This window comes from Siphonobacter sp. BAB-5385, from assembly GCF_002261125.1.
Classification (GTDB): Bacteria; Bacteroidota; Bacteroidia; order Cytophagales; family Spirosomataceae; genus Siphonobacter.
Genome location: NZ_NMPS01000038.1, coordinates 1 through 24292, shown reverse-complemented (window position 1 = coordinate 24292; position 24292 = coordinate 1). Strand labels below are relative to the sequence as shown.

At 48.5% G+C, this 24292-nt stretch carries 22 protein-coding genes and 1 pseudogene; 10 read left to right on the top strand and 13 right to left on the bottom strand.

The features are described from left to right. Window positions 1-136: 136 nt before the first annotated feature. Complete coding sequence (locus BWI93_RS03310) at window positions 137-655, top strand: hypothetical protein (RefSeq protein WP_094808743.1); 519 nt, start codon at window positions 137-139, stop codon at window positions 653-655. A 98-nt stretch (window positions 656-753) separates the two neighbouring features. Here the strand turns inward: BWI93_RS03310 and BWI93_RS03305 are convergent, their stop codons facing one another. The 11 genes and pseudogenes from BWI93_RS03305 to BWI93_RS03260 form a co-directional block, all read right to left on the bottom strand. Continuing rightward, the gene (locus BWI93_RS03305; RefSeq protein WP_094808742.1) at window positions 754-1794 is read right to left on the bottom strand and encodes a PA0069 family radical SAM protein; all 1041 of its coding nucleotides are present in this window, start codon (window positions 1792-1794) and stop codon (window positions 754-756) included. 155 nt (window positions 1795-1949) lie between these two features. Continuing rightward, the gene (locus BWI93_RS03300; protein WP_094808741.1) at window positions 1950-2348 is read right to left on the bottom strand and encodes a VOC family protein; all 399 of its coding nucleotides are present in this window, start codon (window positions 2346-2348) and stop codon (window positions 1950-1952) included. Window positions 2349-2541: 193 nt separating this feature from the next. Next, complete coding sequence (locus BWI93_RS03295) at window positions 2542-3909, bottom strand: alkaline phosphatase family protein (RefSeq protein WP_094808740.1); 1368 nt, start codon at window positions 3907-3909, stop codon at window positions 2542-2544. A gap of 24 nt (window positions 3910-3933) precedes the next feature. Further along, window positions 3934-5145: a metabolite traffic protein EboE gene (gene eboE, locus BWI93_RS03290; RefSeq protein ID WP_094808739.1), complete on the bottom strand. Its 1212-nt coding sequence runs from the start codon at window positions 5143-5145 to the stop codon at window positions 3934-3936. Window positions 5146-5365: 220 nt separating this feature from the next. Beyond that, window positions 5366-6513 (bottom strand): annotated as a pseudogene (locus BWI93_RS03285) (3-dehydroquinate synthase). Window positions 6514-6604: 91 nt separating this feature from the next. Next, entirely contained in the window at window positions 6605-7480 is an 876-nt protein-coding gene (gene eboC / locus BWI93_RS03280; RefSeq protein WP_255157693.1) for a UbiA-like protein EboC, read from the bottom strand. Window positions 7481-7810: 330 nt separating this feature from the next. Next, on the bottom strand, window positions 7811-8812 hold the full coding sequence (locus tag BWI93_RS03275) for a TatD family hydrolase (RefSeq protein WP_094808737.1): 1002 nt from the start codon (window positions 8810-8812) through the stop codon (window positions 7811-7813). 45 nt (window positions 8813-8857) lie between these two features. Next, on the bottom strand, window positions 8858-9724 hold the full coding sequence (locus tag BWI93_RS03270) for an EboA domain-containing protein (RefSeq protein WP_141217337.1): 867 nt from the start codon (window positions 9722-9724) through the stop codon (window positions 8858-8860). Between the two features lie 272 nt (window positions 9725-9996). After that, window positions 9997-10434, bottom strand: coding sequence for a hypothetical protein (locus BWI93_RS29380; protein WP_369679091.1), 438 nt, complete (start codon window positions 10432-10434; stop codon window positions 9997-9999). Beyond that, a complete protein-coding gene (locus BWI93_RS03265) occupies window positions 10431-11885 on the bottom strand; it encodes a glycoside hydrolase family 105 protein (protein ID WP_369679090.1) in 1455 nt (484 codons plus the stop codon). Before BWI93_RS03265 ends, BWI93_RS29380 begins: the two co-directional genes overlap by 4 nt. 119 nt (window positions 11886-12004) lie before the next feature. Beyond that, complete coding sequence (locus BWI93_RS03260; protein WP_094808800.1) at window positions 12005-13240, bottom strand: DUF819 domain-containing protein; 1236 nt, start codon at window positions 13238-13240, stop codon at window positions 12005-12007. A 587-nt stretch (window positions 13241-13827) separates the two neighbouring features. On the opposite strand from BWI93_RS03260, the gene BWI93_RS03255 reads away from it, so the two are divergent. The 5 genes from BWI93_RS03255 to BWI93_RS03235 all read left to right on the top strand — a co-directional run bounded on the left by BWI93_RS03255 (window position 13828) and on the right by BWI93_RS03235 (window position 18054). Further along, on the top strand, window positions 13828-14307 hold the full coding sequence (locus tag BWI93_RS03255; RefSeq protein ID WP_094808735.1) for an Lrp/AsnC ligand binding domain-containing protein: 480 nt from the start codon (window positions 13828-13830) through the stop codon (window positions 14305-14307). A gap of 71 nt (window positions 14308-14378) precedes the next feature. Continuing rightward, on the top strand, window positions 14379-15842 hold the full coding sequence (gene sufB / locus BWI93_RS03250; RefSeq protein WP_094808734.1) for a Fe-S cluster assembly protein SufB: 1464 nt from the start codon (window positions 14379-14381) through the stop codon (window positions 15840-15842). A gap of 90 nt (window positions 15843-15932) precedes the next feature. After that, entirely contained in the window at window positions 15933-16343 is a 411-nt protein-coding gene (locus BWI93_RS03245) for a hypothetical protein (RefSeq protein ID WP_094808733.1), read from the top strand. A gap of 82 nt (window positions 16344-16425) precedes the next feature. Then, window positions 16426-17448 (top strand): RluA family pseudouridine synthase, encoded by a 1023-nt coding sequence (locus tag BWI93_RS03240; protein ID WP_094808732.1) that lies wholly within the window; start codon window positions 16426-16428, stop codon window positions 17446-17448. A gap of 156 nt (window positions 17449-17604) precedes the next feature. Then, the gene (locus BWI93_RS03235; protein ID WP_094808731.1) at window positions 17605-18054 is read left to right on the top strand and encodes a GNAT family N-acetyltransferase; all 450 of its coding nucleotides are present in this window, start codon (window positions 17605-17607) and stop codon (window positions 18052-18054) included. 132 nt (window positions 18055-18186) lie between these two features. Here BWI93_RS03235 and BWI93_RS03230 read toward each other — a convergent pair whose 3' ends face one another. After that, entirely contained in the window at window positions 18187-18813 is a 627-nt protein-coding gene (locus BWI93_RS03230; protein ID WP_094808730.1) for a carbonic anhydrase, read from the bottom strand. A gap of 159 nt (window positions 18814-18972) precedes the next feature. Further along, window positions 18973-19347, bottom strand: a complete 375-nt coding sequence (locus BWI93_RS03225; protein WP_094808729.1) for a helix-turn-helix domain-containing protein — start codon at window positions 19345-19347, stop codon at window positions 18973-18975. Between the two features lie 98 nt (window positions 19348-19445). On the opposite strand from BWI93_RS03225, the gene BWI93_RS03220 reads away from it, so the two are divergent. The 4 genes from BWI93_RS03220 (at window position 19446) to BWI93_RS03205 (ending at window position 24178) form a co-directional block, all read left to right on the top strand. After that, window positions 19446-19976, top strand: a complete 531-nt coding sequence (locus BWI93_RS03220) for an NAD(P)H-dependent oxidoreductase (RefSeq protein WP_094808728.1) — start codon at window positions 19446-19448, stop codon at window positions 19974-19976. 756 nt (window positions 19977-20732) lie between these two features. Beyond that, on the top strand, window positions 20733-22034 hold the full coding sequence (locus tag BWI93_RS03215) for a rhamnogalacturonan acetylesterase (RefSeq protein WP_094808727.1): 1302 nt from the start codon (window positions 20733-20735) through the stop codon (window positions 22032-22034). A 169-nt stretch (window positions 22035-22203) separates the two neighbouring features. After that, entirely contained in the window at window positions 22204-22992 is a 789-nt protein-coding gene (locus BWI93_RS03210; RefSeq protein WP_094808726.1) for a rhamnogalacturonan acetylesterase, read from the top strand. A gap of 58 nt (window positions 22993-23050) precedes the next feature. After that, window positions 23051-24178 carry a glycoside hydrolase family 88 protein gene (locus BWI93_RS03205; protein WP_094808725.1) on the top strand — a complete coding sequence of 376 codons (1128 nt, stop codon included), beginning with the start codon at window positions 23051-23053 and terminating at the stop codon, window positions 24176-24178. The last annotated feature ends 114 nt before the right edge of the window (window positions 24179-24292 follow it).

Sequence of the window (24292 nt, the reverse complement as noted above, 5' to 3'; positions counted from 1 at the left end):
ATTCGTGGCGGTTTGCTGCGTTTGCCCTCGCATCCTTGTACTGTTTTTTAGCTCCATTAACGCATTGTAAACAAACCCAGGAAGTCCGTCGTTTTACCCGCCAGAAACGGAACGACTTTCGAACACAAACAATCTCATGAAAAAAAGCTTAATGTTACTGGCTTTATCAGCCGCCTTCATTTTTGGTTGCAAAAAAGACGACGACAACACGAATGACGGGGGAACGAATAACACGAAGGCAGCCCTGATTAAGACTTGGCAAAGCCAAAGCGTAGTTGCCTACGATGTTAATAGTGTTATCAAACAACTTCCTATATACGCTAGAGGGGGTTCCGCAAATCTGTACGACTTCGGTTCATTTTCGGTTACCTTTAAATCTGATGGGACTTTTCAGCGGAACGATCTAGACGGTGCCAACACGACGGGGACCTGGGCCTTAGCTTCAGACAACAAGACTATTACGATGACTTCTACTTCAGGGGCTGTCTTGAAATACTCTGCTGAATCAGTAACTGATAAAACAGCAACGTTCAAGTATATACTGAACGTGAAGAATCCTACGGGTATCGATGCACAGATCATCGACAAAGCAAAAAGCTTAGGTTCTCCTGTTCAGGATGGTGCATACCTTAATCTGGTTGTAACTCCGAAATAAGCTTGTTCGATAAGCATACACAGAAGGCTGCAAAACATCGTTTTGTAGCCTTTTTTTGTGTCTAGACCCACAAATAACTAACAACCAATAACAAAATATCAAAACAGCTTCATCTGCATACCTTCCCGCCGAAACTGCGTTAGGTCGTACGCAGGCATCTGGCGGTTGGGCATGTACCGTTGCCGCGAAATGCGGTGAAGTTGATGAATGTGCTCGGCTATTTTACCCTGGCCCATCATGCGTACGTTCCAGCGACTGTCGTTGAGTTGCCCACCGTGACAATCCCGAATCTGATTCAGTACTTTATCGGCCCGGTCGGGGAAGGTCTTCCGAATCCAGTCCTCGAATAACTCGCCAATCGCTCCATTCAGCCGAACGACGGTCAGGGCCGCCGTAAGGGCTCCGGCGTTTGCGGCCGCTTCAATCAGCTTCGGAATTTCATGGTCGTTGAGGCCCGGAATGATGGGAGCGGTCATCACGCCCACAGGTACACCCGCCGCCGTCAGTCGTTCAATGACCTGTAGTCGTTTTTGAGCCGTAACCGTACGCGGCTCCATGGTCTGCCGTAACTCTTCATTAAGCGTAGTAATCGAAATGTAAACGTGAACGAGTTGGTGAGCAGCCAGTTCGGAGAGTACATCCAGATCACGTAAGATCAGAGCATTTTTAGTAATCATGCTCACGGGATTACGGTATTTGGCGAAGACCTTCAGCAAACTTCGCGTAAGCTCAAATTTGCGTTCGGCAGGTTGGTAGCAATCCGTATTGCCCGAAAGTTCAATGGGCGTGGGTACCCATGCTGCTTTTCGAAATTGTTCTTCCAGCAATTGAGCAGCGTTTCGCTTCACCATAATCTTCGTTTCAAAATCCAGTCCCGCCGAGTAGCCCCAATACTCGTGCGAATTGCGGGCGTAACAGTAAATACAACCGTGTTCGCAGCCCTGGTAAGGGTTGATGGATTTGCCCATGGGTAAATCCGGGCTGTTGAACGTACTGATGATTTTCTTAGGCGTCTCCGGAATGAACTGCGTTTGAGGTGACGGTTGCAGCACTTCGCTGGGCTCTTCCTCGTAACGTTGTTTCAGAAAACGATTGGCTGTATTGAGCTGGGCACCCCGACCTTTCAGGTAATCCTCCATACATTTGATTATGTTTTGTATTCAAATGTATGCGAAAATGAATTAAAATTTATGTATTTGATGAAATTTGGTTAAATAACTTGATCATTTGTTGATAAAGCACAAAAAAGCGATCAAGAGCCTTGATCGCTGGAAATGCAGGTTGAAGATGAACCCTAATCACAATTAAGCATCCATTTGATGCCGTACTTATCGGTAAGCGTTCCAAACTTCGCACCCCAGAAGGTATCCTGTAAGGGCATGGTTACCCGACCGCCCTGGGCCAGAACTTTGAAAATGCGTTTGATTTCATCTTTTGAGTTACAGTTGACATTCAATGTAACCATATTACCACAGCGGACCGATTTATGCTGAACGTCGTCGGCGGCCATCAGTTCCAGCGTATCGCTCACCAGCCGCGAGTGCATGATCTTCGATTTTGCGTCGTCCGGAATCTGCATGGGAGAGTTTTCGTAGGTCATACAGTCGAAATCACCGCCGAAACATTGCTGGTAAAAATTCATGGCTTCCAGACAGTTTCCACCAAACGTAAGGTATGCTTTGATTTGTGCCATAACTCGAAGAGTAAGAGTTGAGGATCAGCTTAGTAGATACAAGATTAGAAATAATATTATAATTATTGAAATGTTTATTTGTAATTTTTCTATAGAAAATTATCCAGTTATACTAGACTTATAAGCTAAACGCACAAAAAAAGTACCCCGGAGTATGGGTCCGGGGTACTCCTAAAGCGTAAATAAAATTCTTCTAGTTGTTCAGATGCTGCCAGATAACATCGTACACATCCGTAGCCACGAGCTGATCTTTGCCGCTGGGCTGATCCGTAATCAGGACCGGATGAAACTCCTTAGGAGCCAGTACCGCACCGTGTGATCCTTTGACCAGCGTTGCATCCAGGGGAATGACATCCATCAGATACCGGAAGCCCATGAGTTTGCGAGCCAGCTTATACCCCGCCCGCAGTTTAATGAGTGGATTGGCCGGGTCCATGAACATCTCCACAGGGTCATAACCGGGTTTGCGGTGAATGTCCACCAGATGAGCGTAATCCGGGGCTTTTTTATCGTCGAACCAGTAATAATAGGTAAACCAGCTATCGGTTTCGGCCATCACGACCAGATCGCCCGCCCGGTCGTGGTCAATGTGGTGTTCGCGTTTGCCCGCCTCGTCGAGTACCCATTTCACGCCCGGTACTTTTTCCAACAGCTGTTTCACGAAGGGAATCCGGGATTTGTCTTTCACGTACACGTGAGCAATCTGGTGATCGCAGGCTGCAAAGGCTTCAGATACCCCGGCATCCAGCAATTCATACCAGCGTTCCTGGCGAACGGAAATCAAACCCGCTTCCCGCAAAATACGATTGAGGTGGACAGGCCGATTTACATCGTTGATGCCGTATTCCGAAAGCAGAATGATGCGAGCGTTTTTCTTCTGGTAATGGGTGATGAGCTGTTCCAGGACACGGTCGATCTCGCCTAATTCGTTCTGAATTTTTGAGAAATCGACGCCGTATTTCTGTAAACAGTAATCCAGGTGTGGCAGGTAAATCAGCGTTAACGTAGGATTGTGTTGCTCGTCTACGAATAACGAGGCATCGGCAATCCATTGCGTAGATTTAATATTGGCGTTTGGTCCCCAGAAACTAAACAGCGGAAACTGACCAAGTTTAGTCTGTAACTGATCCCGTAGTTCGGGCGGGTAGCTATAGCAGTCGGGAGCCTTCACGCCATCGGCGTGGTACTGGGGCCGGGGCGTTACAGACCAGTCCGCCGAGGAATACATGTTGTACCACCAGAACATCTTGGAAACCGTAAACGAAGGATCCACTTTACGGGCGGCTTCCCAAATTTTCTCGCCTTTCACCAGGTGATTGGACTGCTTCCAAAACTTTACTTCGGCGTCTTCGCGGTCATACCAGCCGTTGGCAACGATACCATTTTCACTCGGCCATTTTCCCGTTACGTACACGCTTTGCGAAGTCGTCGTAACGGCAGGTAGTACGGGGGTAATGGTTTGTATGTTTCTCGTCTTGAGGTAGTTACTCAGAAATGGCGTATACTCGCCAATCACACTCTGACTAAGCCCTACGACATCTATTACGACGGTTTTTTGCATGATTTTCTTGAAACAGGAATCCGCTTAATTCAGATTACGTACATTACCTTCCACCTGGGCGAGCGTCCATTTCAGTTCCCGGATGATCGACTCTTCGATGGGCAACTGCGATTCGGGTGGCAGAACCCCCCAGGTATACGTTTCTACTTCCAGATGTTCAGTAAAGGGCTTGCGTTGCTGCCGATTCAGTACCCGCACAATGTCGTCGCGGGTGGAATTCAGCAGGCCGTACTGCTCCACAAACAGCGGAACGTGGTAGTGAATCCGCCATTCGCCCGTGGGCGTACCGTCCCACAGAGCCTCGTTGAGGTCGGGGTATTTTAAGAGCGTTCCCTGGTGCTGGGCTACCACCTGATGCAGGTACGTCGGCTCGTCGAACCGACTCAATAGCTCCATTTTCTCCGAAACGTAATTTTCAAAATCAACTTTCAGAGCGGAACTGATCTGGATTTTTCCAATGCCAATACCTTCGGCTTCAAAACGATTGAGGGCTTCGTCGGGATTTTCGAATTCCACCGCAAAATGGCAAACGTCGTAACACACCTGAATGTGCGTCCGAAGGGCGGCTTCGGCTTCGGCTTCACTCAATCCGGCTTTTTGTACGAGATAGGGTACGCCATCAAAAATGAGCTGGCCGTTGAACCATTCAATAAATTCCGCTGAATTTTCCAGTAAGCCATCGGGCTCGGGTTCAATGTCGAGGTGAAGCACCTGCCCGGTCGCCTGATTGATTCGGACCAGTTCAACCACCACTTCGAGCATGTGATGCGTAGCCTGCTGAAAAGCTTCGGTTCGCGTGAGTTCCGTTGGCCACCAGTGGCGATAGGTGAGCGGCGAAGTGGAGATACCGCCCCGCATCCCCGCGGGCAACAGCTGCGAGAGAATCTGGAAAAGCCGGATGGTGTAATCCCGTCGCTCGGGCTGAATCCAGTCGGGAGCGTGAACATCTTCTTTGACCCGCGTATCGTGAAAGCCTCCGTAGGGAAAGCCATTCATGGTAAATACGTAGGCATTCTGCTCGGTCAGCCACTCCTGAAAGGGCTTCAGGTTACTTTCCAGCAGTAAATCCTTGCTGGCTAGACCCGCCACGCGTAAACCCATGCCAAATGCTTTGTCCGGAGCAACGGCCTGGCGAATGAGTGGAATACTGGTTTGCAGAGCCGAGAAATGATCGTCCCAGCGTTCGCCGGGGTGAATATTGCTACAGTACGTCAGATGACCCAGGGAAGTTTTCATAGCTTATCTTTTTGGGTTTGAGGTTCGAACTGGGTAGAGGGTCGGGGTGCAAAGGTACCGGGTTCCGGGGTACCAGAGGTTTCACCCCTGGCTAATGAGAGGGAACCCCTCCGGGGTTTTGCGATTGTTGAAGGGGAATGGTTGATTCAAAAGTAAAACAATCGTCAAACCTGAAACCAATCAAACCTTCTCAAACGGCACACCACTTGCAAACCCTAATTTACACCGTTTCCCCCTGTAAAGCCACGACGGCTTTCTGAATAAGTACAGTATCCATTTCGTGAACCTCCACGCCTACGCCGATGGCATCGAGTAGAGTGATCGTCAGGCGACCGCCCAGGTGTTCCTGAAATTCCCGTAATCCGTTGATGAGATGGACGGAATCCTGTTCCGCCAGAGCGGGATGATATAGCTCGAAACCCAGTTCGTGCAATACCTGAATGACGCGTTGCGTATCGGTTTCGGACAGACGACCCGTCAATTGCGAGTAATAGGTATCCAAAGCTATGCCAATGGCTACAGCTTCCCCGTGACGAACTTCAAAATGGGTCAGGTATTCCAGCTTGTGAGCCGCCCAGTGCCCAAAATCCAGGGGGCGGGCGGAACCACTCTCGAAGGGATCGCCACCGCTGATATGCTGCATGTGCAGTTCAGCACAACGGTGAATGAGGTATTGCATGGTCGCTTCGTCGCGTTGAGCCAGTGCTTTGGCATTCGCTTCAAGCCATTCGAAAAAGACTTTATCCTTGATGAGAGCCACTTTAATCGCTTCGGAAATACCGGAACGCCAGTCGCGGTCGTCGAGCGTACGCAGAAAATCCGTATCGTTGAAGACGGCTACGGGCGGAGCGAAGGTGCCCAGAAAGTTCTTCTTACCCCGGTAATTGATACCGTTTTCACGCCAACGCCCGAATCGTTCTGCGATAGTACGGTCGTTGGAATCCGGATGTGTTTGACGCCCCGATGCGATACGGCGGCGGCGTAACCCACCAGATCGAGTACGGCACCGCCTCCGATGGCTGCCACGAACGAGTGCCGGTCAATGCCGTATTGATCGACGGCCTCGACGATCTGATCAAACAGAGCCGGAGCATTTTTTGCCGCTTCGCCGCCGGGAATAATCAGCCATTCGGGAACGAGCGAAAGCGTGGGCACGGATTCAAAATAGTGCGTAATCTGGCTTTGTAAGGTCGGATGAGCTGCTAGAACACCCGAATCGATACAGAAGAATATCTTTTTGCGAAAATCGCGTTCGCCGTATTGACTAAGGAAATCCCGAAGTGTAGCATTCTGGGGATCAAATAACTGCTGCGTGAAGATCACCGGATACGAAAAGGTGACTGCAAATCGCTGCTGAATGGTTTCCATGGACTGAGTTTAAATTATAGAGTTTAGAGTTTAGAGTCCAGGGTTTTGAGTTTTTTCAACTTTAGACCCTGGACTCTAAACTCCCAACTCGCTATGTTACGGCGAACCATTTGGCTAGTTGTAACGAGAATGGTAACAATAGTAAAGTAGCCAGGGCCAGGGGCCAGGCTCCGAAAGCCATACACCAGGCCGCGTTCATTAAAATAAGGGAGAGTACACCCGCTTTTACGGCCTTGCCAATATTGGGCCCAATGGGATTCTGATACGCTCGAAGGAGAGGTCTGAATACCATGACGGCGTGTAACAAAACCAGCGGTACGGTTTCCAGTACATGTCCCTGACTATAACCGATGTACAGTTGAGCCAGTTCAACCACGGCAAATAAAATCCCCGCGAATAACATGGTCCGCGAATGACCGCCGTGCACTTCGCCCCGGCTAATCATGGTAACGGCTGCAATGAAAATAATGGGAAGAAATCCAAGTCCATACCATTCAAACATGGCATCGGGCATGATGCTAATCCCTAACAGGAGATTTAAGCCCCGGCATAAGCCCATGTTGAGGGGACCAAGGATAGAGTCGTGTTTGGCGAAGCGATTGTAACTCAGGGTAAGTACGGCAATGGCCGCCGCCAGAATACCGCTTTCGGTACTGCACAGACTGGCCGCAGCAATGCCGAGTAAATGCAAAAGCGTACCCTGAAAAATGGCGGCTTCGATGGGTACTTGTCCACTGGGAATGGGCCGCTCGGGACGTTCGACGGCATCGAGTTGGGCGTCGAATACATCATTGAAAACGACACCACCGCCGTACAGACCAATCGTGGCAACGCTCAAGGCAAGAAAAGGTTGCCAGTCGAATACAGTCGAAAGTACCCCGGCGATGGCGGCCCCTGCCCATACATCCGCAATGGACGTAACAATGTTGGCGGGCCGCATCAACTGGAGGTAGGGCTTAATGGTCAAGACTTTAGTAGGCTATTAATACGATTAACGAATGAAATGCGAAACGGTCAAACCGAAAAGGCTAGCAATTTAATCAACAGGGTTGACAAATGGACGGCTTGAGGTTTGAAGTTTAACTTTGGTTTAAGGTTTGAAAAGGGTTGTTGGTTGATCGTTATGAGTTGTTAGTGAATGAGTGGAGTAGATGACGAAAGCTGAAACCCTTATCTACGTATTTTATGCAGAGAGAAAACGCCTGGCAAGGAATACTTAAGGTGTCTGGTTTCGCAAGGCCTACGCCACGAAATGTCTGCCAACAACTTATAACTACCAACCAACAACTAAAAATCCCTAGCTAATAAATAGCGAATCCTTATCGATTCGTGGTTGCTGTCCACCCCGCAGGATCGTATTGCCGTTGAATTTCTGACTCTGATCGATCTCGCCTCCGAATTCTTCTTCAAAAATCTGACCGCTTTTGCCGAAAGCATCCAGTGCATTCTGGTACGTCACGAGGCGAATGGCTTCGTCTGAAATACCTTTCATTTTCATCAACGCGGCCGTCTTAGGAACGGCCAGCGGATCGGAAATACCCCAGTCGGCGGCCGAATTAACCATAATCCGCTCGGGACCGTATTGCCGTACTACCTCAACCATCCGTTCATTGCCCATTTTCGTAAACGGATAAATGGTAAAGGCCGCCCAGAACCCCTGATCGAGTACACTTTTTACCGTTTCCTCATTGTTATGATCGATGATGACCATGCCGGGATCCAGTCCGTGTTCGAGAGCAATGGCCATACTGCGTTCCGTACCCTGCTTTTTATCCCGGTGCGGCGTATGAATCTGTACTGGTAGATTGGCTTCCTTCGCTAATTCGAGCTGGAGTCGGTAGTATTTTTCTTCAGCGGGCGTCTGATCGTCGAAGCCAATTTCGCCTACGCCGACCACGCCTTCCTTGTAAATGAACAAAGGCAAAACTTCCATCACCTGCTCGGCCAGAGCTTCGTTGTTGGCTTCGCGGGAATTCAAACCAATCGTGCAATAGTGTTTGATGCCAAATTGCGAAGAACGAAAGCGTTCCCAACCCACCAGACTACTAAAGTAATCCTTAAACGAAGCCACGCCCGTACGCGGTTGTCCGAGCCAGAACGCGGGTTCAATCAGTGCCACGATTCCGGCGTCGGCCATGGCCTGATAGTCGTCGGTAGTACGGGAGGTCATGTGTACGTGCGGGTCGAAGAACTTCATGCCCTGAATCGACTCGCGGTACTGATTCCACTGCAAATTGCTGTGGGTAATTTCTTCTTTATTTTCCTCGAAATGGGAGGGGTTTAATTCGTGCTGACACATAAGCAGTACAATTCCGAAGAATCGATTATAAAACAGTAAAAGCCATTAAGCCAGTTGTGTATCTAAGTTTTCCCAACGCAATTGCTCCGCATGTTCGACCGGAAATTGTCGCCCTAAGGCACGGGCCGGTTCGAAGTTAGTTTCGTTGCAAAGGAGAGCCGCGGCCTGCCGATCTACTGCTCGGTCGGAGGTAAACAAACGCTGTAGATCGGGCAACATCGCTTCGTTGACAAAGGGTACGACCATTTGCCAGGCCCGGGCGGGTACGTACCGACCGGCGGCCCAACGTTCATGAGCAAAATCAACCAGAATCCGGGCCAGGGTAGGATTGCTCCGTTCCACCAATCCAACGATACTGCCCACGGATTTATCGTTAAAAATGGTTTTCATGACCAGCTGGTTCCAGGCTGGTTCGGGAAATTGTTCGGAAGGATAGGGGTTTCCCAAGGCCAGTGCCTCGAATACCAGACCCATGTTGGATCGAACGGCTTCCGACGCCCGAAATAGCCAGGCTTCGGGGTAGGGTAGTACGGGCAATGACGCGTACAAGGCGACCAGCTCATTCATTTCAGCGGTGTCAAAAAGCGTTTCGACCGCTTGAGTGAATGCTTCGCGATTTTCCAGGGGCAGCTGTAGTAACAGATAAAGCCGCGTTACCCGGTCGAGCGGCCAGGCCAGTAACCGGAATTCGGGACGGAGTTCAGCCAGTTCCTGCCGACGTTCAGCCGAAAGTGAGACGGGTTGTTTGCCCGTGAAACGGGGAGCGGCTACAAAAGCCATGAGCAGGGCCGAAGTACTGGAGCGGTCTACGCGGGAGAAGAGCCATTGCTGGCCGTTCTCGGGAAGTTGTTCAGTCAGAATTTCCTCCAGCCTTTGTCGGAGTAGTCGTATAGAATCAAGAGGCACAGTCATACGCAGAAAACCGGTCGGGCCGGGTTCAATCATTTCCTGCAAAAATACCAAAGCCTTTTGAGTTTCGCTTTGATTTATATCATTGATGCGACTGAACTAGCTTTTTTGAGGGATGAAGCCGGGAAGGGTGCAAACCAAAAGAATCCGAAAGCAGTAAAGCTTCCGGATTCTTTAACCAAAGGACTGGTAGTTTGATTAACTGAATGGGTCTATACGATCAAACCCCTTTCACTCTACAAAACCACCAACAACTTACAACAATCCACCATCAACTACTTCTTCAACAGCCACTTACTCAACTCCTTCGCCGCTTTGAAGTTTTCGTATTCCATTGGCAGGCGTTTACCGTTGAGGTATTCGTTGTAAATCCAGGGATCGCCCAGAACAAAGACACGGCCTTTACCTACTTCAGCTACGGCCATAATCTGGTCGCCATTGGCGGTCAGTACGGGTTTGGCCGGGGCGTTCGTCGTTAGGGTAACCACCTCTTTCACGAAGATTTTTTTCGTATCGCCGAATACGGGATGATTGCCCTCAAACACAAACTTACCCTGATCGTACACGTTGTTTTTCACCATGTTGACATTTTTGTCGGTGAATTGAATCCCAAACTTACCCGCCAGAATATTGAAGTTTTTGATCTCGGCATTGGACGTGTCATTCGCCAGTAATACCAGCGTACCCCCTCCTTTTACCCAGTCGGCAATCACTTTGGCGTAAGCTCGGTCATGTAATTGGGCTGAGGGGTTTCCTTTTTCGTATCCGGATCAACGATGATATAGACATTCAGTTTTTTGAGCGAAGCCGCCGTTGGTGCTTCGGGTACGGATACCGTTTTGGCCCCGTAATCCCGGAAAATGCTGCCCCAGAGTGAATAGCCCGAGTCGCGGTAATCTTCCCAGGTATAGTGAAAACGCTCACCTTTGCTGGTCCGCTCGTTGTTGAAGAAGTAATCCAGTCCTACGGTTTTGCCCTTACCTACGCTAAGCTCGGGAATCGTTTCCATTTCGATACTGGCCAAAATGAAGGGACCAACGCCTTTCAAATCATCCAGCCGAATCTTTTCGCTCAGGTAATATTCGTAACTGCCATCGCGGTACGGATCGCCGCCGAGGCCACCCACACTCACCGTTTTATCGAGGTGTACTAGTCCCTTATCATCGGTTTTAATGAATTCTTTCAGCATACCCGCGTACCCTTTCTGGGCGGCTTTCAGGTACGAAGCATCCAACAGACCCGTGCGGACGCCTTTCGCCAAGCCGTACACGAACATGCTCGAAGCAGACGCTTCTAAATAATTTCCTTCCTTGCCGCCTTTGTCAGTTACCTGCCACCAGCAGCCACTGGCTGGGTCCTGATACTTGACTACGGCGGGCATGAGTCGCTTGTAAATGGCCACCAGTTCCGGACGTTTCGGATGATCCATCGGAAAATAATCCAGTACGTCCACCAGAGCCATCACGTACCAGCCAATGGCCCGTCCCCAAAAGTTCGGCGACTTCCCCGTTTTCGGATCCGCCCATTTCTGCTGGCGACTTTCGTCATAGGCGTGATACAGCAATCCCGTTTTTTCATCACGGGAATTCTTTTCCATCCAAATAAACTGATTGGCAATGTCGTCGAAGTGTTTCGGCTCCTTAAAAATCAGGGCGTACTCAGCAGAAAAGGGTTCAGCCATGTACAATCCATCCAGCCACATCTGATTGGGATAGCGTTTTTTGTGCCAGTACCCGCCTTCTTTGGTACGGGGCTGCGTTTCCAGCTGACTATGCACAAACTGAGCGGCTTTGAGATATTTTTCCTTGCCCGTTTGCTGGTAGAGCATGAGCAGAAGTCGCCCCGTGGGAATATTATCGATGTTGTAGTCGTCGAATTTATAGGTGCGAATGTCGCCCTGATCGTTGACGTACGCATCGATACTTTTCTGGATGTAGTGAAAGTATTTGCCATCGCCCGTACGTTCCCAAACCCGGTTGAGGGCATTGAGCAATACCCCCTGTTCGTAATTCCAGTGGTTGGATTTGAGAACCTGTACCGTAGACGAATCGGCAGCCTGGGCGAGCATGGAGTTAGCCATCCGCACGGACCAGGGTTCCTGAGCGTACGTACCCAGGGCCAGTGCCGTACCAAGGATGCTTAGTACCAAACGACGAAGAAACATAGCAAGTAAAATAGGAGTGAATACACTTTCCTAAAAGATGCCCGTTTACGGGAAAAGCCCTTAGAGCAGGTACAAAATTTCGCCTCGTACCTACGCTCGGTCTGCTATCAATGTACTCCTTAATAGGCTGCCCATTGCATCAGTAATCCCGTCAGATACCCGCAGTAGGTACCGATGGCGTACCCTAAAATGGCCAGCAACACGCCCACCGGGGCCAGGGAAGGGTGAAAAGCCGCTGCCACTACGGGAGCCGAAGCAGGCCCGCCGATGGCCGCTTGTGAACCCACCGCCATGAAGAAAAAGGGAGCATTGAGGAAACGGGCCGCTATTAGAACGAATAGACCGTGAATGGAAATCCAGATAATACCCACGGCAAACAGGCCCGGATTATCCGCGATAGCCCAAAGGTCCATTTTCAAACCAATGGTAGCGATGAGTATGTACAGAAAAACGCTGCCAATCCGCGACGCCCCTACGTGTTCAAGCTGGCGTAATGGGGTGAAAGACAATAGGATGCCGGTGATGGTAGCGAAAGATATGATCCAGAAGACTTTGGAAGTTAGACTGAAACGTTCCAGAACGGGGTATTGTTTCAGCATAGGAACAACGGTATCGGCAACGACGTGAGCCAGTCCCGTGACCCCTAGACCAAGGCCCAGAATCATCAGCAAATCCCGTAGTTGCGGAATACGTTCGTTTTGGGCCTGATAGGTTTCGAGTTGGACCTGTACGTCTTTGATGGCTGAAGCGTCGGCTTTGAACAGGCGGTCAATCGCCAAGGCTTTGCCCGCTCCGTAGATCATCACGGCCATCCATAATTCACCGATGATAATGTCCACCGCAACGCTTTGCGAAAACAGCTTTTCGGAAGGACGGAATATTTCCTTCAGGGCGGCCTGATTGGCTCCGCCGCCGGTCCAGCTCCCGGCAATGGTGGCCAGACCTTTCCATACGGCATCCGCTCCTTCACCACCCACGGTTGCCGGAGAGAACTGTTTCACGATCCAGACCGCAATGGGCCCGCCGATTACCACGCCCACAATACCCGCCAAAAAAACCATTACAGTTTTTAAACCGAGTCGTTTCAACGTTTTCAAATCCATGGAAAGCGTGAACAGGACCAGCGTGGCGGGCAGGAAATACTGCGAAACGACATGATAAATAGCTGACTCATCGCCCACTACCTGTGGAGAAAACAAACCGGCCGTGGTGAGTAGACCGGGAATAAAGTAACACAGTAAAACGGGAGGGACGAGTTCGTAAAACTTTTTCAGGGAAGGAAACGTGGAAGTATAAAACACGAGTCCTAATACGGCACACAGAATTCCCAGTACTACGGCGTAATTTGAAATCATCAGAGGAAGCGGACAATGGAAGAATAAAAGACGCGAAATAAAGGGAAAGCATTGGTAAACGTTTGGCAAAAGCCAAAAACCGTAGATTTTTCGCTTAAAAAAAACACGCAATCCCCAGGGAGGTTGCGTGTCAGAATTACACTTCATCAACAAACTAAAAACCAAATAAAACTACTGCCATTTCTTGGCTATTCCGAATAATATAGGCAAAAAATTCTTACGGACGAAAGATCCGTGAGAAAGATGCCTGTAAATGTTTTTGGAATAAAAGGTACTAAGAGCTGTAGGAGAAGGATTCGAACCTCCACGAAGCGGTTAGATGCAGCACAAAATTTGGTGGTCAACCCCAGTCGGACTTGCCCGGCTTTATACTGATTTTTTCCCGAACTCTTCACCCCCGAGACAGGAGGGCATGGCTGCCAATTTCATCACCCTACAGTGTGGAACAGCTTGTCGCTTTTGACATGACAAAGGTACGGTAATCCAAAAGCGTTTTGCAAGAGTTGTAGTAAAAATTTATAAAATTTACGATATTATTAATTTTTAGCTCGTATTATTGATTAATTATTAATGAAATTACTGAACCGATGGATCGAAATTACGAGATTGATAACGTAGACCTGAAGATTCTGGGCCTGCTCATGCAGGATGCCACCATGCCCTATACCGAGATCGGGAAGCGAATTTTTGTTTCAGGCGGCACTGTACACGTACGTATGCGGAAAATGGAGCAAATGGGCATCGTGAAAGGCTCTACACTAATGATTGACCATGCCAAGCTTGGCTGGGATATTTCCGCTTTCCTGGGCATATACCTAGATAAAAGCTCCTTGTACGCCGAAGTAGCCGAAAAGCTTTCGCTAATCCCTGAAGTTGTAAATATTCATTACACGACCGGGATTTATTCCATTTTCGCCAAAATCGTTTGCCGGGATACGACGCACCTGCGGGAAGTTCTGCACGATAAGATTCAGAAAGTGGCCGGAATTCAGCGGACCGAAACGTTTATATCGCTGGAAGAGAGCGTTTCAAGGCCCGTTCCCTTCGCCGAACCCGTGCAGGGGTAAATTTATCCTCCTGGAGGAACGTTCTACCGCGGGTTTTGTTATATTTTTGCATAAATCTCTGACAAGCAAACATGGCGAAGGAAGCAGATATCCTAGAAGAAATCACCAGTTCCGAATATAAATACGGGTTTGAAACCCTGATCGAAGCCGACGAAGCTCCGGTTGGGCTTAGCGAAGATATTGTACGATTTATTTCGGCAAAAAAGAATGAACCCGAGTGGATGCTGGAATGGCGGTTGAAGGCCTACCGCCTGTGGTTGGAAATGAAAGAGCCGAACTGGGCTAATGTCGATTACCAGAAAGTCGATTATCAAAGCATTAAATATTACTCGGCTCCCAAGCAGAAGAAAACGGTGGAGTCGTTGGACGATATTGATCCTGAATTACGCCGTACCTTTGAACGCCTGGGTATTTCTCTGAAAGAGCAGGAGCGGATCGCTGGGGTAGAGCGACTTTCGGGTGTAGCAGTGGATGCTGTCATTGACTCGGTGTCTATTGCTACTACATTTAAGAAAGATCTGGCCGAACGCGGTATCATTTTCTGTTCCATGACGGAAGCCATTCATGAGCATCCCGAGCTGGTGAAGAAATACCTGGGTTCCGTAGTACCCGCGAAAGATAACTTCTTTGCGGCTCTGAATGCAGCCGTGTTCTCCGATGGTTCGTTCTGTTACATCCCCAAAGGCGTACGTTGCCCGATGGAATTGTCCACGTATTTCCGGATTAACGCGGCAGGTACGGGTCAGTTCGAGCGGACGCTGATCGTAGCCGATGAAGGTAGCTACGTTAGTTATCTGGAAGGATGTACGGCTCCGATGCGGGACGAAAATCAATTACACGCGGCAGTAGTAGAACTGATTGCTGCTGAAAACGCAGAAATCAAGTATTCGACGGTACAGAACTGGTACCCCGGCGATAAAGAAGGTAAAGGAGGGATTTATAACTTCGTAACCAAACGCGGTATTTGCGATGGTGCGAACGCCAAAATTTCCTGGACGCAGGTGGAAACGGGCTCGGCTGTAACCTGGAAATACCCCTCGGTTATTCTGAAAGGCGATAACTCAATCGGTGAATTTTATTCCGTAGCCGTTACGAATAATTTCCAGCAGGCGGATACGGGTACCAAAATGATTCACATCGGAAAGAATACGAAATCACGGATCGTTTCGAAGGGAATCTCGGCAGGCCGCTCGCAGAACTCCTACCGGGGTTTAGTGGAAGTCATGAAGCGGGCCGAAAATGCTCGTAACTTCTCCCAGTGTGACTCGTTATTGCTGGGTGATAAATGCGGAGCCCATACGTTCCCGTATATCGAAGTGAAGAACAGCACGGCAACGGTAGAGCACGAAGCTACGACTTCTAAAATTGGAGAAGATCAGTTGTTTTACTGCAACCAACGTGGGATTCCTTCTGAAGCCGCCGTTGCTCTGATTGTAAACGGATACGCCAAGGAAGTTCTCAACCAGCTGCCTATGGAATTTGCGGTGGAGGCTCAGAAACTGCTCGAAATTAGCCTGGAAGGAAGCGTAGGATAATCAGACGCTGAAAAAAATACAAGTACCGCCCAACTGAATAAATTGAACCGTCACGAAAGGATTTATGAATATTTTTGACTGTAAGTTTCAATGTATTTGGAAGAGCGAGTACAAGAACTGGAGAATCTGGCCGTGGATCACATCAAGCAAATTGAAACGATAGCCACGGGTTTAGCCCAGCTAACGACGGATGTCAACAAGCGATTTGACCGGATTGACGCACGACTGGATCGGGTGGAATCTCGATTAGATCGGGTAGAAACCAAGCTTGAAGAGGTGGACGTCCGGCTCAATCGGGTAGAAATTCGGTTAGATCGGGTAGAGAGCCGACTGGATCGGGTGGAAGTTCGGTTGGATCAAATAGATCAGCGACTAGATCAGGTAGAGAATCGACTGGATACGCTGACGGAACGAGTCGATGTCTTAACTGAAAAGGTAGATACGATGTCTGGTAAACTGGATGTGGTTTTGACCCTTTTACAGGCACGTACCGGGCAGTAAATATGCTCTTTTCTGATACAAAAATTAAAAACCCCTGCCTTTCCGAAGGTGGGGGTTTGTTTTACCAAAGACTTGATGGGGTATGAGTACTGAACCCGAAGAATTAGAAGACGAATTATACGAACACCACCGGATCCTGGTGGATGCGGGTCAGAAATTGACCCGTATTGATCAGTTTCTGACGGAGAAAATTCCGAATGCCACCCGTACTAAAATTCAGGCGGGTATTGAAGCGGAAGGTGTTAAAATAAATGGCAAGGCAATCAAGCCCAGTTATAAAGTGAAACCGCTGGATGAGATTGTCATTTCCTTACCCAAGCCCCCACGGGCTGAAAACGAACTGATTCCGCAGGATATTCCGCTGGATATTCGTTACGAAGACGACGATATACTGGTACTTTACAAACCCGCGGGTATGGTGGTTCATCCAGCCTACGGAAACTGGGATGGTACACTGGTGAATGCCCTCATTTATCACTTTCAACACCTGCCCACGGGACGGAATGGCGAGATTCGTCCGGGGCTGGTACACCGCATCGATAAAGATACTTCGGGGTTGATGGTCGTTGCCAAAAACGATTACAGCATGAGTCACCTCGCCCGGCAGTTTTTCGAGCATACCATCGAACGAACCTATTACGCGTTGGTTTGGGGTGAACCGAAAGAGGACACGGGTACAATACGCGGTCATATCGGGCGTAGCTCCAGGGATCGGAAAGTGATGGATGTGTATCCCGATGGGGAATACGGAAAACCTGCCGTTACCCACTACAAAGTGCTGAAACGCCTGAAGTACGTGAGTTTGGTTCAATGCAATCTGGAAACGGGTCGTACGCACCAGATTCGGGCTCACATGCGGTATCTGGGACATCCGCTGTTCAACGATGCCATGTACGGTGGTGACCGGATCGTGAAAGGAACCATTTTTACCCGGTACCGGCAGTTTGTTGAAAACTGTTTCGCGTTATGTTCCCGACAGGCCTTACACGCTAAATCCATCGGTTTCGAACATCCGAAAACGAAAGAATGGCTCCAATTTGACTCCGACCTGGCCCCGGACATCGTGGCTGTCATGGAAAAATGGGAAGCCTATAGTCAGGGGTAGGGTTCTAAGTTTTCAGTTTAGAGTTTTTAGTTTTCAGTGGCTGGCAAGGGCGTTCAGGCATCATTTGTCATCGAATACACTGAAAACTAAAACTTCCATCAAACCTGAAAATGTACAACGACGCCTATTGAAAACCGTAAATCCAAACCGCTTCGCATGAGTACGATTATTCGCCGGGCGACGCCCGCAGATGTACCTTCCATTTATCAATTAATTGTAGAGCTGGCGGAATACGAAAAAGCTTTACAGGAAGTCAAAAATACACCCGAGCAGTTACTGAAAGACGGCTTTGGCGAGCAACCCTTATACGGTACCATTGTAGCGGAAGTGAATGGTGAAGTAGTAGGCATGTCGCTGTATTATTACCGTTATTCGACCTGGAAAGGCAAACGGCTGTACCTCGAAGATCTGATCATCAAAGAAGCGTATCGCGGGTACGGTTTAGGCAAGCGACTGCTCGAAGCCACCGTGGAAGAAGCCCGGCAAACCCAATGCTCGGGTCTGATGTGGCAGGTACTGGACTGGAACGAACCTTCCATTGAATTCTACAAGAAATTCGGAGCTAAGCTCGATGGCGAGTGGATTAACTGCCATATTGATTTATAAACAAAAGCCCCGGCATCGACCGAGGCTTTTGCCTGGTAAGGATTTAAACTACTGGGGTACTAACAGAAACAGCTCCATCAGGATGGAGCTGTTTGAAAAATGTTGTTATAAAGGGAAGCAATCCCGTCTATTTTAGTCGAGATGATAAATCTCCCGGATATTTTCCAGTAACTTGATAAAGTCGATTTCCAGATCGATCAGTTTACCCGAGTGTACGTCAAAGACCCAGCCATGAACCGTAAGATCCCGATCCCGACGGGCTCTCTGTACTTCAGCCGTTTTCAGAACATTGATGCATTGTTCTTCTACGTTCAGCTCTACCAGTCGCTTATACCGTGCTTCTTCGTCCTCAATTTTATTGAGCTCTTCTTTGTGAGTTCGGTATACATCACGAATATTTCTTAGCCATGGATTCAGGATTCCCAAGTCAGCGGATTTCATAGCTGCCTGCACCCCACCGCAATAGTAGTGACCGCAAACGACAATGTGGTTGACTTTGAGGTGATCTACCGCGTAGTTAATCACCGACATTACGCCCAGATCGGTATTGGGAACCATATTGGCGATGTTCCGGAGCACAAAGACATCACCCGGAGATAAACCCATCAGTTCTTCGGCGGATACGCGGCTATCGGAGCAACCGATGTAAAGAATGTCCGGCGTTTGGCCTTTAGATAAGTCATTGAAATAGGAAGGGTCTATATCTAGCTTCTTCTGAACCCAGTCCTGGTTGTTGGTAAAAATTTGTTTAATGTCCATTTGTGTGTCCTTGGTGTGAAAACGTCATCTATATAGCTGCTAAATAAACAGGTCCTACTACTTTTTGTTTAAAAAAGAAGACTAGCTTAAGTGATCTGGGCTACGAGTGGGTGGATGGGAAAGTAAAAGTACAAGTTGAAAGGGTGTACTACAGCATCGTCAAAAAGAGTCCCTAGCATCCTTGAGTTGCCTGTGTTTCTGTCCCCATTTTTCGAGTTGCTGAATGATGGGCTTCAATTCGTAGCCAATGGGTGTCAGCTCATATTCCACGCGTGGCGGAACTTCGGCGTAGACGGTTCGCGTGACCATTTGATCTTCCTCTAATTTTCGTAGTTGTAGCGTCAGCATCCGTTCGCTGATGTTGGGCAACCGTTTTTTGAGTTCGCTAAATCTCAGCTTACCATTGATTAACCAGGAACAGATGACCAGTGCCCATTGTCCGCCAATAATGTTGGCAGCATACACCTCCGGACATTCCTCCGCTAGTGCAGTTTTATTCGCAAAATTGGTTGAAGCTGCTTTAACCTTGGTCATTACTTACATTTTTTATAGTGTCTCACAATGGGGTGTTGTTATGCATACTTAAATGAATTGCTCTTTACTTTGCCAGAGTACTTTAAAATAAGCCTGTCATGAAAACACTAGTGATCGTTATTCATCCGGATCTTAACCATTCAGTTGTTAATAAGCGATGGATGGAAGAGTTGAATAAATTTCCTGAACAATACGTAGTTCATTCGTTGTATGAAAGGTACCCGGATGAGAAAATTGATGTTGAAGCCGAACAGAAAATGCTGGAGCAGTACGATAAAATTATATTTCAGTTTCCCTATTACTGGTTTAATTCTCCTCCACTTTTCAAAAAATGGCTGGATGAAGTTTTGACGCATGGCTGGGCGTATGGGAGTAAAAGCGGGTATAAAGTTTCGGGTAAGAAAATAGCACTAGCCATATCCTTAGGGGGTGACGAGCACGAATTCGCTCCGGGAGAGCGGTACAAATATACACTAGAAGAGCTAACCCGTCCATTCGAGTTGACTTTTGAATACGTGAAAGCCGATTATCAGCCGCTTTTTGCTTACTACGGCATTGAGTATAATACCTCGGTGGAATGGGTTGAGAGAAGCGTCCCTCTGTATATGGATTTCTTAAAATGTTTTTAATCAGTTATACGGTTGTTGGGATTTTCTTTAATACTAACAACCGTATACTTGTAACTATCATAAGTGCTGTGTAAAAGGTAAGTTTTAATGCACTGATCATGTTCTATATAACGCATTAAATTATTGAAAATGAGTGGGAATTAATAGTGAGAATTTAGTTGTTAGAAAATTGATTTAAACTAAAAGGTATTACGGAATTTCAGTATACTAATTTTAATTAAGATTATTAATTTAACTGATAGCTAAATGATATTTACTGAAAAAATAACAGGTTTGTTTCTCTTCATTACTCTTCCAGATAAACGAACGGCTTGATGCAACAGAGACTTAATTAGTGGCTACACTAGATTATACTAATCATTAAAAATACCAACACTTACTAAATAGATTTCCGGCTGTCTGAAACCGGGAAGCAGCACGGGTTGCTGTTAGTAGGCCTTCGAATGCTATATAAAAACTACTTAGCCATTTCAGTTACAGAAACGGACGCTTCCAAAGTTGAACGAAACGGGTAAATTCAGTTGAAAAGCGGCCGTTCGTATACCGTCCGAAAAAATACTGGCAAGCATCCGTGTTCAATCCCAAAGAAAATGTTGCTATTGAAGTAATTAAACGGACTTTTGTACCCGTTCAGTCTAACGCTTTTCATAGGTATACTTCCAAAGGTCTGGATAAACTCAAAACCCGCAGCCCTGATAGTACGGGTTGCTAAGGGATCGCTTTTGCATGTATTCTTGTATTTATTATCATTTTTCTATGTTTCGATTAGCCTTTTTGGGTATTCTTTCGCTCGGTGTTACCACGACAATGGCCCAGTCGTACCGCTTTGACTTTGGGGCGGGCCCGGTGGCTCGTGGTTATACGAAGGTGACGCCTGAAATGCAGTACACGCCTGAGCGGGGGTACGGATTTCTGCCGGGTTCTCCGGTACAGGGTTTATACGCCGTTCGCTACATACGCGATTACGTGACGAGTACGCAGCCCTTCTTTTTTTCCGTCAAGCTTCCCCAGGGTACGTATGACGTGAAACTTTTGCTGGGGGATGAAAAAGATGTTTCCTACACGACGGTTAAGGCAGAAAACCGACGGTTGATGCTGGAAAAGGTAGAAACCAAACCCCGTAAATTCGTTTGGAAAACGTTCACGGTGAATGTCCGTACCGCCCGAATCACGGATACCGATTCCGTACGACTGAAACCGCGTGAAAAGGGATACTTCCAGTGGGACGACCAGCTTACGTTTGAATTTACGGACGTTTTACCGAAAGTGGCCGCCTTGGAAATTCGTCCGAATACGAAGGCCCAGACGATTTATCTGGCCGGAAATTCTACCGTAGTCGATCAGGCCCAGGAACCTTACGCCGCCTGGGGTCAGATGATTCCCCGCTTTTTCAGGCCTAAAAAAATCGTTGTGGCCAATCACGCCGAATCGGGGGAATCCCTGCGGAGTTTTCTGGCGGAAAAACGACTGGCGAAAATACTGAGCGTAATCAAACCCAATGATTATCTGTTCATAGAGTTCGCTCATAATGATCAGAAACAGAGTGATTTACAACCCTTTGTAGGGTATAAGGACTTGCTCAAACAGTACATCAAGGCGGTTCGGGAAAAGGGAGCGAAACCCGTGCTGGTTACATCCATGCACCGCCGAAACTTTGACCAACAGGGGCGTATCATCAATACGCTCGGCGATTTTCCCGAAGCCATGCGACAAACGGCAAAGGAGGAAAACGTACCCTTGATCGACCTGAATGCGATGAGCAAAACCCTCTGGGAAGCACTGGGACCGCAGGATTCGGAAAAAGCTTTTGTCCACGTACCAGCGGGGACCTTGCCCGGCGTGACAAAGGATATTCACGACAATACGCACTTTAGTAATTACGGAGCGTATCTGCTGGTTCAGTGTGTCATCAGTGGTATTAAAGCGGCCCAACTGGATATTGCCAGTGAGCTGACGGAGGATACCCCGGCGTTTGATCCGGCTCGACCCACCTCCTATGAACAATGGAAATTTCCAGCCAGTCCTTTCATTGAGAATGTGAAGCCGGATGGGAATTAAGAGGGCTAACAGGCTTTTCAGCCAATGCTCATACGGAGACATCTTTCCGGGCTGAAGAAAAATGAATGCCGTACCTGCGGAAGGTTGCAAACCTACGGGACGAAACGCAGCTCGACGGATTCTTACGTTACGCATGGAGCCAATATTTAATGACCTATAACCTAATACGATGACTTCGCTCAAACGGCTTTGCTTACTATTTCTGGTCGCTATCGTTGCTCTGGCTGCCCGGCCTACGGTTAGACCAACCCTGTATCTGATTGGTGATTCGACCGTAAAAAATGGGTCCGATAAGGGCGATAAAGGCCTCTGGGGCTGGGGCCATTTTCTGCCTGAGTTCTTCGATACCACCCGCATTCACATCGAAAACCACGCCATTGGCGGTCGTTCCAGCCGAACCTTTCATACCGAAGGCCGCTGGGAGAAAATTCTGGCCCGCCTGCAACCCGGCGATTACGTTTTGATGCAGTTTGGTCATAACGATGCCGGAGCTTTGGATGATACGGCCCGGGCTCGTGGTACCATCCGGGGCATTGGTGACGAAACCAAAGACATTTACAATCCCATTCAGAAACGCCCCGAAACGGTTCATACCTACGGCTGGTACATGAAAAAGTACATCACCGAGGCTCAGGCGAAGGGAGCCATTCCGGTCGTACTCTCGCTGGTACCGCGAAACGTCTGGAAGGAGGGAAAAGTAGCCCGGGGATCGCAGGATTACGGTCTTTGGGCGAAACAGGTAGCCGAGCAAACGGGGGCCAGGTTTATCGATCTCAACGAAATCGTAGCGAAGCAATACGAAGCAATCGGGCAGGAACGGGTCACGAAAGAACATTTTACCGAAATCGACCATACCCATACCTCACTCGCCGGAGCGAAGCTCAACGCCGCTGCGGTCGTAGAAGGGGTACGGGCCACCAAAGGATTAAAACTGACCCGATATCTGATCAAAAAATAAGTCAGGCTAGGAGGGATACCTGATGGAGTGCCCGTCTTATGCTAAACGCTGTTGATGTATGAAGCTAAAATTCCTGCCCATTCTGGGCGTATTTCTTTTCAGTACGAGTCTCCAGGCTCAGAAGCTTTCCAAGACGAAAGATATTCTGGAGCCCATGCAGCGGGCCAATGCCTATTTCATGAAAAAATGGCCGGATACGGGCAAAGAAATTGTAACCAATATTGCTCGCCCCAGTAACATCTGGACCCGGGCCGTGTACTACGAAGGGCTACTGGCTCTTCACGACATTGATCGTAAGAAAGAATACCTGGATTATGCCTACAGCTGGGGCGAATCACACAAATGGGGGCTTCGCGGTGGCATCAAAACCCGCAATGCCGATAACCAGTGTTGCGGCCAGACGTATCTGGCTCTGTATGAAATGAATCCCCAGAAGACGGAGTGCATGCACGACATCAAAGCCAGCATCGACAGCATGATGGCCACGTCGAAAGTGAGCGACTGGACCTGGATTGACGCCATTCAGATGGCCATGCCCGTATTTGCCAAGCTGGGACAAATCACCAAGAATCCGGCCTACTACGAGCGGATGCATGAAATGTACAAGCACTCCAAAGAGGTAGAAGGCGGCAAAGGTCTGTACAATCCGCAGGACAAACTCTGGTGGCGGGATAAGGATTTTGTGCCGCCCTACAAAGAGCCCAATGGCGAAGACTGCTACTGGTCGCGGGGGAATGGCTGGGTTGTGGCTGCTCTGGTACGCGTGCTGCAAATCATTCCGAAAGATGCTCCCCATCGGCAGGAATACCAAACCATGCTGGTCGATATGCTTAGTGCACTGGCTCCCATTCAACGAACGGACGGCTTCTGGAACGCCAGCTTACACGACCCGAATAACTACGGCGGAAAAGAAGCCACAGGTACATCGCTGTTCGTGTACGGTATGGCATGGGGTATTAATCAGGGCATTATTCCCGCGAAAACCTACCGACCCATCGTCGTGAAAGCCTGGAACGCTCTCATCAAGGAATCCGTACAACCCAACGGTTTTCTGGGTTACGTACAGGGAACGGGGAAAGAACCAAAGGATGGTCAGCCCGTAACCGTCAGTAGCGTACCCGATTTTGAGGATTATGGACTAGGCTGTTTCCTGCTGGCGGGAAGCGAAGTGTATAAGATGAAATAAAGTTAATGGTTGTTTGTTAGTGGTTGTTGGAGGAGGTGCGAGGTTTCGTCAGCGATCCTTTTTATTATATACTAAAGCAAAAGCCCCGATTCATGTCGGGGCTTTTGCTTTAGT

Excerpts from the sequence above, each read along its gene's own strand:
- BWI93_RS03270 (WP_141217337.1), bottom strand. The coding sequence starts at position 9,724 with ATGACTGTGCCTCTTGATTCTATACGACTACTCCGACAAAGGCTGGAG.
- BWI93_RS03205 (WP_094808725.1), top strand. The coding sequence starts at position 23,051 with ATGAAGCTAAAATTCCTGCCCATTCTGGGCGTATTTCTTTTCAGTACG.
- BWI93_RS03235 (WP_094808731.1), top strand. The coding sequence starts at position 17,605 with ATGAGTACGATTATTCGCCGGGCGACGCCCGCAGATGTACCTTCCATT.
- BWI93_RS03210 (WP_094808726.1), top strand. The coding sequence starts at position 22,204 with ATGACTTCGCTCAAACGGCTTTGCTTACTATTTCTGGTCGCTATCGTT.
- BWI93_RS03305 (WP_094808742.1), bottom strand. The coding sequence starts at position 1,794 with ATGGAGGATTACCTGAAAGGTCGGGGTGCCCAGCTCAATACAGCCAAT.
- BWI93_RS03310 (WP_094808743.1), top strand. The coding sequence starts at position 137 with ATGAAAAAAAGCTTAATGTTACTGGCTTTATCAGCCGCCTTCATTTTT.
- BWI93_RS03255 (WP_094808735.1), top strand. The coding sequence starts at position 13,828 with ATGGATCGAAATTACGAGATTGATAACGTAGACCTGAAGATTCTGGGC.
- BWI93_RS03260 (WP_094808800.1), bottom strand. The coding sequence starts at position 13,240 with ATGATTTCAAATTACGCCGTAGTACTGGGAATTCTGTGTGCCGTATTA.
- BWI93_RS03225 (WP_094808729.1), bottom strand. The coding sequence starts at position 19,347 with ATGACCAAGGTTAAAGCAGCTTCAACCAATTTTGCGAATAAAACTGCA.
- BWI93_RS03220 (WP_094808728.1), top strand. The coding sequence starts at position 19,446 with ATGAAAACACTAGTGATCGTTATTCATCCGGATCTTAACCATTCAGTT.
- BWI93_RS03215 (WP_094808727.1), top strand. The coding sequence starts at position 20,733 with ATGTTTCGATTAGCCTTTTTGGGTATTCTTTCGCTCGGTGTTACCACG.
- sufB (WP_094808734.1), top strand. The coding sequence starts at position 14,379 with ATGGCGAAGGAAGCAGATATCCTAGAAGAAATCACCAGTTCCGAATAT.
- BWI93_RS03230 (WP_094808730.1), bottom strand. The coding sequence starts at position 18,813 with ATGGACATTAAACAAATTTTTACCAACAACCAGGACTGGGTTCAGAAG.
- BWI93_RS03295 (WP_094808740.1), bottom strand. The coding sequence starts at position 3,909 with ATGCAAAAAACCGTCGTAATAGATGTCGTAGGGCTTAGTCAGAGTGTG.
- BWI93_RS03275 (WP_094808737.1), bottom strand. The coding sequence starts at position 8,812 with ATGTGTCAGCACGAATTAAACCCCTCCCATTTCGAGGAAAATAAAGAA.
- BWI93_RS03300 (WP_094808741.1), bottom strand. The coding sequence starts at position 2,348 with ATGGCACAAATCAAAGCATACCTTACGTTTGGTGGAAACTGTCTGGAA.
- BWI93_RS03265 (WP_369679090.1), bottom strand. The coding sequence starts at position 11,885 with ATGTTTCTTCGTCGTTTGGTACTAAGCATCCTTGGTACGGCACTGGCC.
- eboE (WP_094808739.1), bottom strand. The coding sequence starts at position 5,145 with ATGAAAACTTCCCTGGGTCATCTGACGTACTGTAGCAATATTCACCCC.
- BWI93_RS03240 (WP_094808732.1), top strand. The coding sequence starts at position 16,426 with ATGAGTACTGAACCCGAAGAATTAGAAGACGAATTATACGAACACCAC.
- BWI93_RS03245 (WP_094808733.1), top strand. The coding sequence starts at position 15,933 with ATGTATTTGGAAGAGCGAGTACAAGAACTGGAGAATCTGGCCGTGGAT.